We start from the raw sequence: 10,845 nt of genomic DNA on the forward strand, positions 1-10,845 counted from the left end.
TATATATGAAAGCATGACCTGAAACATGAACCATGTCTCAGTTCAGGCTTTTCACAACGTTTTCCCACATCTCTTTTAATTTTTTTGAGAACTCCCTTGACAATTCATTACCTGAATATTCCATTACCGTTTTTTCCTGAATCATTGCCTCGGTCGGAATTCTGCTAAAAGGAAGCTTTCCCACAACATCGATCCCGTTTTCCCTGCAATAATCTTCAATAACACGGGTGTTCTCTTCATTTATATCGTACCTGTTTATACAGACCACAGCCGGAATATTAAAATGACCGGCCACGCCCAGAACCCGTTCTAGATCATGAATTCCTGATACACTGGGTTCGGTTACGACCGCAACCATATCAACACCGGCAATGGAAGCGATCACAGAGCACCCTGTGCCAGGGGGACCATCAATGATTATCATGTCTTTGCCATATCTATCAGCAAGGTCTCTGGCATTTTCCCTGACAAACGCTACCAGTTTACCACTTGCTTCCTCCCCTACACCGAGTTTTGCATCTGCCATTGGTCCGAACCTGGTTTCTGAAAGATAGGCTTCTCCTGCTTTCCTTTCGACCATTGTTATAGCTCCTTCAGGACAGATATGAGCACATACTCCGCATCCCTCACATTCGTAGCTATCGATCCTGATATCATCGGTAATTGCATCGAACCTGCAATTCTCTTTACACAGGCCGCATTGAATGCACAGGGAGTCATCAATAGATGCTTCCTTCAGGCCATAGAAATCTATTGTTTCAGTTATCTGCGGGTCCAATATCAGGTGCATATCGGCTGCATCCACATCACAATCAGCTATCACAGCATTTTCTGCAAGCGAAGCAAAAGCTGCTGCAATGGTAGTCTTTCCTGTACCACCTTTTCCACTTATTATAGTAAGCTGTTTCATGTAATTTCTCCGAGAACTCAAAAATTTCAGGAAAACATCAGTGTGTTCCCATGATGACCCTGGCATCACACATATTCCTGATCGCTTCTGCAATTTCTTCAGCATAAGGACACTTAGGAGGATTGGGGATCGGTTTTATCATGCAGGTGCAGAGGAATATCACTTCAGCCCCTCTCCTTACCATTTCCCGGACCTGTCTTATCGAATCCCTGCCCGGACATCCTCCGCATGTGACCATGCCAATGATGTCAATATCCTCATCCTTGAACTCTTCAAGTGTTCCTGTTCCGTTCTTTATCGCCTTAAAACAAGAGGTGCCAGGACAGGACCTTGAAGCCATTTCACATCTTACCAATCCGATCTTTACCATTAATATCAACTCCTTTGATCACTGTTCAGGGCGACCCCTCATTTCATACAGTGAGGTAACATCCCTGAAAAGCCTGACAAATCTTTCCTTCCACTCCGGCATCTCATTAACAAAGGGAATGCCCTGCGAATACAGCCTTGCGATCTCACGATCGTAAGGGATCTTCATCAAGACCGGGATCCCCTCTTCAATACAGTATTCTTCCACCTTGTTGTCACCGATATCGCATCGATTGATCACCACACCGAACGGTATTCCCAGTATCCTCATCACATCAAGAGCAAGCTTCAGGTCATGGAACCCAAAAGGTGTCGATTCGGTCACAAGGATGCAGTAATCTACATTCTTCACTGAGGCAATGACCGGGCAGGCAGTACCCGGGGGTGCATCGATGATGGCAGTCGTGTTCTTATCGATATGTTCCTGCAGGGCCTTGATCACAAGTGATGTCATGGGTTCTCCTATCTTCAACAGTCCCTGATAGAACACGAGGTCCTCATTCGTCGAACCTTCGATAACTCCGACTTTCCTGTCCACCTCGCTGATAGCTTCATTCGGACATACAATACTGCATCCACCGCATCCATGACAGAGTGTTGGGAAGATCATTACATCTTCGGGCAAAACGGCAAGGGCATTGAACTGGCAAAACTCAGAACATTTGCCGCAAAGGTCACACTTACTCTTATCAATAACCGGTGTCGGAACATTCACATCCTCGATTTTCTCAAGATCGTACCCAAGGAACAGGTTGCAATTAGGTTCTTCCACATCACAGTCGAATAGCTGCGCATCCTTTAGAGAGAGTGCGAGATTGACTGCCATGGTGGTCTTACCTGTTCCACCTTTTCCACTTGCGATCGCAATTTTCATTTATAAATTCTCCAGTTTCTAGATTATATTACTCTGTAGGAGCGGTGATCACGCTCAGCTCAGGGATCTTTCCAATAAGTGTTTCAACATCCTCCACATCATCCGGCATCTCTAACAGTTTGATAAAGCTGTCATGGAATCTGTGGAATGGGCCTTCCCCGATATCTTTTGCGATGACAATATTAACACCCTGTTCTTCTAGATACTCCGCTGTCTTTACACCTCTTTTTCGATCCAGATCGGCAGCAGGGTTCTCACCAATATCCCAGCTCATTATTTTGTTGTCTTCCAGCTCGATGAAAATATAATAAGGAGCTTTTCCGATATGTCTGGATAGCTTCGACTGTAATCCCTCTGGCATCATTACAGGGATCGCGACCATGAGCACGGATATTTTTCCGGGTTTTACATCGACTGAAATATGTTCAAGATTTGGGATCTCACTTTTAACCGCCTCTTCGATCTCAGCGGAAAGCATTTCCACTCTTTTCAGGTCGTATTCTCCTGCACTTTCTACCTGCATCTCCCCAAAAACAACCAGACCGGATCTCCGAAGCCGGATCTCATCAACCTTGTTAACGCCGGGGATATGGTCCACTGTATGCCTGATACGTTCGATAGAATCCCTGTCCAGCCATGCATCCATCAGGGTCAGTGCCGATTCCTTTGCTGTTGTGATCCCGAGCTTGAAGATGATCAATGATATAACAAGAACCCCGGCACTATCAAGCCAGTGTATGCCAAACATCGAACCGGTAATAGCGACAACAACGACCATGGAACTGAATACGTCCGTATATGAATGCTTAGCATCCGCGATCAGTGCCTGTGAACCGATCTGTCTTCCTATTTTGAACTTATACTGTGAAAGGGCATAGATAGTAATTACAGAGAACACAGCCGCTCCAAGCGCCAGTCCCTGGAATTCCAGCTCGACAGGGTCTTTTATAGTTTTCAGGGCTCCACGCACAAGTTCGACCCCGGATAATATGATGATAACTGAGACAAAAAGAGCCACCAGATTCTCTGCTTTGTAGTAACCATAAGGAAAGTGCTCCCCGCTACTTTTCAGGCTTAGCCTTAACCCGATCCATACTGCAAGGGATGTAAAGATATCCATTGATGTGTGGATCGCATCCGCGATCAGGGAGGAACTGCCTGAATAGAACCCCACGATACCTTTTATTGCTGCAAGAAAAACCAGTGCAATAGTAGAGTTCTTTGAAGCCTTCACACCTAACCAGAGTTTTTCTTTTACAGCCACATTATGTTCCCCCAATAACTAATAAACAATAAAAAAGAAGAAATGATCCCTCATCGGGACCTTTCGTTGCGATCATTCCTTCAGAACTTCACTGATGAACTGACCTTCTCCTACCAGTTCAATGATGTTACCAAGTCGTTCCTTTCCGGGTTTGGTTCGGTATTTGACAAAGGTCTTACCCACCTTATCTACAAGGGATGGGATCTCCTCTTTTGTGCAGAATGTCTTCAGGAGAACACCATTTGTTGGCCTTCTTCCATCGTTCCCGCCGATCCAGACAGAATAACCTTTCTGTTCTTCAACCGCAGCCTCGTGTGGGCATCCCCGGACACACCATCCACAGTTGATGCAGAGGTCCCTGTCAATGACAGCTTTTCCTGAGATCACAGAGATAGCATTCAGTTTGCACAGTTCACTGCATCTTCCGCATCCGGTACATTTCTCCAGATCGACCTTCGGACGGAGCTGACCTACAATACCTATGTCATTGCTCTCTGCCCTGATACAGCTGTTCGGGCATCCGGCTACACCGACCTTCATCTTGTGGGGTGTGAGCTTTTGGGCGAACTGCATTGTGAGTTCATTTGCAAGTTCTTTAGTATCAACAAGTCCTTCAGGACAGTAAGCCATTCCCGGACAGGCATTAGCATAACCCAGTCCAATGGTCTTCAGCCCGCTACCATAGACATCGGCCATCAGGCCATCGACATTTTCGCCTTTGACACCCTGTATCTCAACGCTCTTCCTTGTGGTAAGCTCAAGTGTACCGTCACCATACTTCTCTGCAAGTTCAGCAACCCTGGCAATGTAATCATGCTGCACGATACCGGAGTTGGTTTTGATCTTCACGAAATTCGTACCATTTGCCTCTGGTCTTACGCCGGGATAATCACGTACCCAGTAGAAGTTCACCTTCTTTCCATCATCAAGACGCTTATCAAGTTCTTTATTGAACTTTCTCATCTTGATAGCTGCAAAGTCCTCTATCATGCTGATATCGACATCATCGATGGTCTCTATGTATCCAGCTTTTTCTGCTGCTTCAAGAAGTTCCAGGCCCTTGTCATTGCGGGCTATTAAAGTTGTCCAGCCGGTGGATGAGCCAACATGTCCTGCTGATATATCTGCAACTTTGGAAACAGCATCCCTGCAGATACGGCATCCATCCCATACACAGTCAGCGATGTCCTTCAGGGAAATCTCAATTTCCCCTTCATCAGTGGAAACGGTCATCTCATCAAGTCTGATAGCATATTTTCTGATCTTGTCCAGATCGATACCTATGCTTGTCATGTGCTCGGATAACTTTTCATAGTTAAAGTTCTCCATGCAGAACAGACCGATCGTATATGGTATATTTGGAATGTCAGCCTTTTCACCATTCATTCCGACTTCCACCGGATGAACGTTCAGGCCTGTGAAGAACTGTGTCCTTCTGGTTCCGTATGTCTGGCATGGAACACCTACCATTGCAACATTTTTCAGTTCATCCTTGCTCTGGCGCAGTGCAGCCATCACAGGAACTGCTGAATATTTGGCACCCTGGGTGTTCAGGAGTTCTTCTTTGCTTGCAACGATGCAGGAATCCGGTTTTGTAAAACCTGCAGTGGTGACAGCACCATCAATGAGGCCATTGTCAAAACAGTATCCGAGAAGCGCGGTCACCGCGCCGCCATCCTGGCCGTTTTCAGCTATTGACGGGTCTGTAGCCCTTGCAGAAACGATCTTCTGATATTGGCCGATAAGTGTTGGAGGTAATGCTTTGAAATTAAACACGTTCATCGAGATACGGGCTGCATCTGTCATGACCCGCTGACATACATCTTTACAAGCGCCTTCCCCGTTTCTGTAGCACTCTTCCTTTAACTTTGGCCCGTTCTCATCGAATTCGATTATCTCATAGGGGCAAACCGCCGCACAAGCACCGCATAAGGTGCACATTCCGGTATCGACAACTGCATCTTTTAAGAACCATTTATATTCTTCTGACATTGTTCTCATCTCGTTTTAGTTTTTACACTTTATTTTCAGTCGTGGTGATGGTGTTCATGGGACTGACAGGCATTTTCACTCGTGGCCTTTGGAAGTTTCCCGGCTTCCCATGCCATTATGGCCTCTTCTACTGTCCCGTTGGCACCAACATATACCTCTATACCAAACTGTTCGAATTGCTGTACAGCCTTGTTCCCAAGTCCCCCACAAAGCATGACATCAACTCCTGCCTGTGACAGGAGCTCTGGAGGAAGCCCCACTCCTCCCATATGCTCACTTTTATTTTCGATAGTTCCGATTTCATTCGTTTCAGTGTCTTTTATGGTGTAGGTCGGGACCCTGCCAAAATGCTGGCCAACGAGATCATCGAGTCCGCCTTTTCCGCTTGAAGGTACACATATTTTCATCTTATCACCTCATAGTCCTTAACTTAAAGATTCATTCCTCCGCCTCTGCCAGCTCCACCGCCGCCTCCCATGCCTCTGCCGGAGCCGCCCGATCTGCGTCCACCCATCCCTCTGCCGGGTGGAGCTATGGACGCATGTGCCTGTGCTGTTGGGCCACCAGTTTCCTGCAACTGACCTTCTTTGTACTGACGGATCGCATCTGTAACTGAACCACTGGCTCCTGTCATTACCTGAATTCCGGCTGCAGAAAGGATCGGGAAGGCGTTAGGACCGATGCTACCAGTAAGGAGGACATCGATCCCTTTGTCAGAAATGTTCTGGGCAGCCTGTATACCTGCTCCACCTGCCGCTGAAGCTGCCGGGTTGTCAAATGCTTTGAATTCCATAGTTTCCGGATCTACGAGGATAAAGTAGGGGCATCTTCCAAATCGCGGATCCAGTGCTGCACTAATATTTTTATCTGTGGCTGTTACACATATCTTCATATAATTTCCTCATTTTGAATTATTTTATGTTATATACTACCCACATGAGAGGAAATATATAAAGGTTACCAATCGAAGCTATATATTTATCCATCTATGAGAGATTATAGAATACGTAATTACCAGGGATAAATGAAATTTTATCCTCGATACAAGTACAAATTCCAGAGGTATAAACATGGATTATGCAAAAATGAGTGAGAAACTTATTGAGGCACTGGAACTTAATGGTAAACCAGTAGCAATATCATTACTAAAGCGAGAGAAGGACATTCCTGAAGGTCTGGAAAAGATTGTAGAACCAAGAAGATACTGCCAGATGCTTCAGGATGCAAGGTTCAATGATAAGGTCACTTTTGCTACTATGGATGAGCATGCCTGCAAGGGTGGTGCTGCAGCCATAGGATTGCAGGACTATCCTGACAAGATCAAAAGCGGAGAACTTTATTTCGACAAACTCGGAAAAGAAATATCTTTGAGTGTTGCTAAACGTGTTGTAGACAACATGCCAAGACCTGAACCTGGATCTACCATTGCAACGATCGTTGCTCCCCTGGACAAAACACCAACAAAACCTGATGTTATCATAGTTATTGGAAACACCCTTGTGGCCAGAAGGATCGCACATGCTGTGATCTACAGGCGTGGCGGGCGTATGACTGCAAACTTCGCAGGCATCCAATCCACATGTGCTGATGCTACCGGTTCACCTTATACTACCGGGGAAGTCAATATCTCCATTGGATGTGATGGCGCTGCCAAGAACGCAGGACTCAAGGACGATGAAATGGTTATCGGCATTCCGGAAGAACAGCTTGAGGACATTACTAATATCCTGGAAATGAAGGCAAGAGCTTGGAATGACTGGATGAGATCATAATAATCAAGCATAATGATGCCCTGTAGAATACGTATTTTCTCTACAGGATATCAAATGCCTTAATATTCTCTGTTATTTTCTTTTTTTTAACCACAATAAGCACAACTGATAGCAGTGAACAGTGTTAACCATACATAGAAACACTTAAATATTATCAGTTGTGTACAGTTCCACCATAACCGTGGGAAACCTTTTGTCGCGTTTAAAAAATAAATATCAGATCATAAATGTATGACAAGTATGGAGTGAATCAATATGGATCTCAAAGAGCTAAATGAATTCGGTAAGGTACTCACAGAAAAACTCAACCTTAAAACAAAGCCTGTTGCAGTTTCACTTATTCCGGAAGGACATGATATTCCTGAAGGTATTGAGAAGCTAGATGAGACTACAAGACACTGTCAGATGGTGGACATGGTCAGAAAGACCGGCAGGGAGTTCTACGCAACTGCAGATGAGCAGGCATGTAAAGGCGGTTCCGCAATGATGGGACTTAATGAAATGCCACACAAGTTGGCTACCGGTGATACCTATCTTAAACTTAAACGTTTCAACACTATCAATGCAGCAAGACGCACAATGGAGAGTGTTACTAGATTAGAGCCCAATTCCATAAAAGCTGCTGTCTATGGACCTCTTGAGAGTGCAACATTCACTCCTGACGTAATAGTCATCATTACTACACCAAAACAGGTAATGCAACTCTCACAGGCACTTATATACATGCACGGTGGCAGGGTCGAGACAAGCTTTGCAGGAATTCAGAGTGTTTGTGCCGATGGTGTTGTAAGACCATACAAGGAAGGAAAGGTCAGCGTCACCCTTGGATGCGGTGGCAGCAGAAAGTTCGCAAACGTCGCAGAAGACGAGATGATCATAGGAATCCCTGTGGAGAGAGCTCACGACCTCTTGGAAGCTGTTAATGAGATGCTCTGATAAGAGCATCTCTTCTTTCATTCTATTTTTAGGATCATAACGGTCTTTGAAGATCGTATCTATACATAAACTCGTTTTAATAAAAAAGGTATGCAGCCTCGCAAAAATGCAAGACCGGCAATAATTAAAGTGTCTTCAGATAATCGATGAGGTCTTCGATATCATCATCCGACATATCCCATCTTGGCATTGTATAATCCAACTCTTCTCCATCAGGTTCGATACCATCCCTTATGGCTTCTTTTATCGTTTCATCAGTATAAGCCGGGTGTTCATCATGTCCACTTACAGTCTCATTTGCATTTTCATCTTCAGCAGTTAAAGTACTATACCTTATATCTGAAGGAATATCTGTCCCCATCATTATAGGAACACCGCCTCTGCCACTTACTCCATGACAGCTTACACAACTCCCACCATGGACATAGAGCCAGTGCGGACCCCCGCTTGCCGGGATCAGTTGTCCTTCCTCATTATACCCTGTGTAATATATCAGCTCACCATTCGAATCGAATTGTGAAGCGATATCTGAAGGCAAAGGTCGGTCGTACTGATCAGGATACATGTATCCCGGTTCATGCCAGAAGTACTCCTGTGATGGTCTGTCGTATGAATCCCCCATCAGGTTCACGCATCCAGATACCACTATTGCGATACCAAGAAAAAATAATAAAATTGGTTTTTTCAAATATCATTCCCCCACGCATAGAATAAATATAAAAAAGAATATGAGGTGGAGATTATTAATGCATTGTGATTGGTTTTGGGATATTTGAAATCGACCAATTTTAGAGATTTTATCTTACTGCGTCCACGTGTTTGAAAGCGTTTCAGCCTGTTTTAATACCAATTCGATGGCTTCCGGGGCCATGTCCGGCGGATATTTGTAACGTTGTAATGTACGGCGAACAAGAATGCGTAATTTGGCCCTCACACTGTCACGTACCTGCCAATCCACTGTCGTTGATTTGCGTAGCTTTTCGGTGATCTCTACAGCGATCTTTTTGAGGGTTTCATCCCCTAACTCACGAACAGCACTTTCATTGTCTGCCAATGCGTCATAGAATGCTATTTCATCAGGGTTCAGACCAAGAGCTTCATCGTGTTCCAACCCTTCACGATAGTCTTTTGCGATCTGGATAAGCTCTTCGATGACCTGAGCTGTTTCAATTGCACGATTGTTGTACTTGCGTAAGGTTTCCTGCAAACGTTCACTGTATTTTTTTTCCTGAACAACATTGTTGGACGATCTTGCCCTGATCTGGTCTTTCAGAAGCTTTTCCAATAATTCGACTGCTAGGTTACGATATTTCATGTGACGGATGTCTTCCAGAAATTCATCCGATAAGAGGCTGATCTCTGGTTTTTCCAAACCTGCAAGTTCGAATATATCAATGACACCGTCTGCAATTATAGAATTGTCAAGTATCTGTTTAAGGATAGAGTTCTTTTCTTCCTGTGTCCGTTTTTTATCAACGGATGTGAATTTACCAATGGCTGCCTTGATGGCTGAAAAAAAGGCAATCTCGGCATGGAGTGGCTCAACTTCATCTAAGGTACTACATAATGAATAGGCTTTGTTGATGGCGAGTACTGTGTCCAGATAACGCTTTTTGCCGTCATCAAGCCCTAAGATATGGTTCGCTGCGGGTACAAGCAGTTTGTATGCATTGGTTTCAAAGCCGCTGTAATCGAAACCATGGAAAAGCCCACGCACAATATCCATTTTTTCCAGTACTATGGAATAGGCTTCTTCAGCATTCCTTGTGGGTTCACCTCTGCCTTTGGCTTCGGTGTAGTTATTGAGTGCACTTTTTAGTTCGTTTGCGATCCCGATATAATCTACTACCAGCCCCCCGGGCTTGTTGCCAAATACCCGATTAACTCTTGCAGTGGCTTGTATCAGATTGTGATCCTTCATGGGTTTGTCAATGTACATGGTATGACAGCAGGGTACGTCAAAACCTGTGAGCCACATGTCACGTACTATGACCAGTTTTAGCGGGTCCTCACTGTCCTTGAAACGGTATTCAATGTCCTTTTTGACCTGTTTACTGTAAATGTGTGGCTGGAGTTCTTTTTTATCGGATGCTGAGCCGGTCATTACGACCTTTATTACACCTTTTTTCGGGTCGGTATCATGCCAGGCTGGACGTAATGCCACTATTTCGTCATAGAGGTCCACACAGATCCTACGGCTCATGCCTACGATCATCGCTTTGCCTTCCATTGACTCATTGCGCTTTTCAAAGTGTTGGACAAGATCGGCGGCTATCTGCTGAATACGTGGCTTGGAACCTACGAGTTTTTCCAGACGACTCCATTCGCTTTTCGTCTTTTCACGATTAGAGATATCTTCTTCGTCTTCGACTATTTCCTCGACCTTTGAAGATAGCTCTTCGATCTGTGCATTGTTCAGGTCAAGCTTGGCCAACCGGGATTCGTAATAGATGGGCACGGTCGCACCATCATCTACGGCATCCTGAATATCATAGATCGAGACCTCCCTGCCAAATACATCATAGGTGTCTTTGTCCTGCGATGATATCGGTGTGCCTGTAAATCCGATGAATGAGGCATTCGGTAGAGCATCACGCAGATATCTGGAATATCCGAATACCGTTTTACTGCCTATTACTTTGCCGTCATAATCTTTTATGTCAACCAGACGACCTTTGCTGCCATATTGGCTGCGGTGGGCCTCATCTGAGATGACCACGATGTTGTG

General features: G+C 45.0%; 11 protein-coding genes. 2 read left to right on the forward strand and 9 right to left on the reverse strand.

The genetic code is table 11. The annotated features are described in order from the left end of the window. Nucleotides 1–37: 37 nt before the first annotated feature. The 7 genes from QAS77_RS01175 to QAS77_RS01205 form a co-directional block, all read right to left on the reverse strand. Complete coding sequence (locus QAS77_RS01175) at nt 38–910, reverse strand: ATP-binding protein (protein WP_305063870.1); 873 nt, start codon at nt 908–910, stop codon at nt 38–40. A gap of 37 nt (nt 911–947) precedes the next feature. Beyond that, nucleotides 948–1,280 carry a CGGC domain-containing protein gene (locus QAS77_RS01180; protein ID WP_305063871.1) on the reverse strand — a complete coding sequence of 111 codons (333 nt, stop codon included), beginning with the start codon at nt 1,278–1,280 and terminating at the stop codon, nt 948–950. A gap of 18 nt (nt 1,281–1,298) precedes the next feature. Further along, nucleotides 1,299–2,153 carry an ATP-binding protein gene (locus QAS77_RS01185; protein ID WP_305063872.1) on the reverse strand — a complete coding sequence of 285 codons (855 nt, stop codon included), beginning with the start codon at nt 2,151–2,153 and terminating at the stop codon, nt 1,299–1,301. Between the two features lie 28 nt (nt 2,154–2,181). Further along, nucleotides 2,182–3,417, reverse strand: a complete 1,236-nt coding sequence (locus QAS77_RS01190; protein WP_305063873.1) for a cation diffusion facilitator family transporter — start codon at nt 3,415–3,417, stop codon at nt 2,182–2,184. A 72-nt stretch (nt 3,418–3,489) separates the two neighbouring features. Then, nucleotides 3,490–5,409 (reverse strand): Coenzyme F420 hydrogenase/dehydrogenase, beta subunit C-terminal domain, encoded by a 1,920-nt coding sequence (locus QAS77_RS01195; protein WP_305063874.1) that lies wholly within the window; start codon nt 5,407–5,409, stop codon nt 3,490–3,492. Between the two features lie 35 nt (nt 5,410–5,444). Beyond that, the gene (locus QAS77_RS01200) at nt 5,445–5,816 is read right to left on the reverse strand and encodes a NifB/NifX family molybdenum-iron cluster-binding protein (protein ID WP_250869200.1); all 372 of its coding nucleotides are present in this window, start codon (nt 5,814–5,816) and stop codon (nt 5,445–5,447) included. Between the two features lie 23 nt (nt 5,817–5,839). Continuing rightward, complete coding sequence (locus QAS77_RS01205) at nt 5,840–6,301, reverse strand: NifB/NifX family molybdenum-iron cluster-binding protein (RefSeq protein WP_250869202.1); 462 nt, start codon at nt 6,299–6,301, stop codon at nt 5,840–5,842. Nucleotides 6,302–6,479: 178 nt separating this feature from the next. Here QAS77_RS01205 and QAS77_RS01210 point away from each other — a divergent pair, with 178 nt between their 5' ends. After that, nucleotides 6,480–7,181, forward strand: coding sequence for a DUF169 domain-containing protein (locus QAS77_RS01210; RefSeq protein ID WP_305063875.1), 702 nt, complete (start codon nt 6,480–6,482; stop codon nt 7,179–7,181). A gap of 255 nt (nt 7,182–7,436) precedes the next feature. After that, nucleotides 7,437–8,117: a DUF169 domain-containing protein gene (locus tag QAS77_RS01215; protein ID WP_305063876.1), complete on the forward strand. Its 681-nt coding sequence runs from the start codon at nt 7,437–7,439 to the stop codon at nt 8,115–8,117. 124 nt (nt 8,118–8,241) lie between these two features. On the opposite strand, the gene QAS77_RS01220 is transcribed toward QAS77_RS01215, so the two are convergent. Next, on the reverse strand, nt 8,242–8,805 hold the full coding sequence (locus QAS77_RS01220; RefSeq protein ID WP_305063877.1) for a c-type cytochrome: 564 nt from the start codon (nt 8,803–8,805) through the stop codon (nt 8,242–8,244). Nucleotides 8,806–8,919: 114 nt separating this feature from the next. Then, a partial coding sequence (locus QAS77_RS01225) for a type I restriction endonuclease subunit R (RefSeq protein ID WP_305063878.1) occupies nt 8,920–10,845 on the reverse strand: 1,926 nt, incomplete at its 5' end.

Source organism: Methanococcoides sp. (assembly GCF_030594565.1).
Taxonomy (GTDB): Archaea; Halobacteriota; Methanosarcinia; order Methanosarcinales; family Methanosarcinaceae; genus Methanococcoides; species Methanococcoides seepicolus.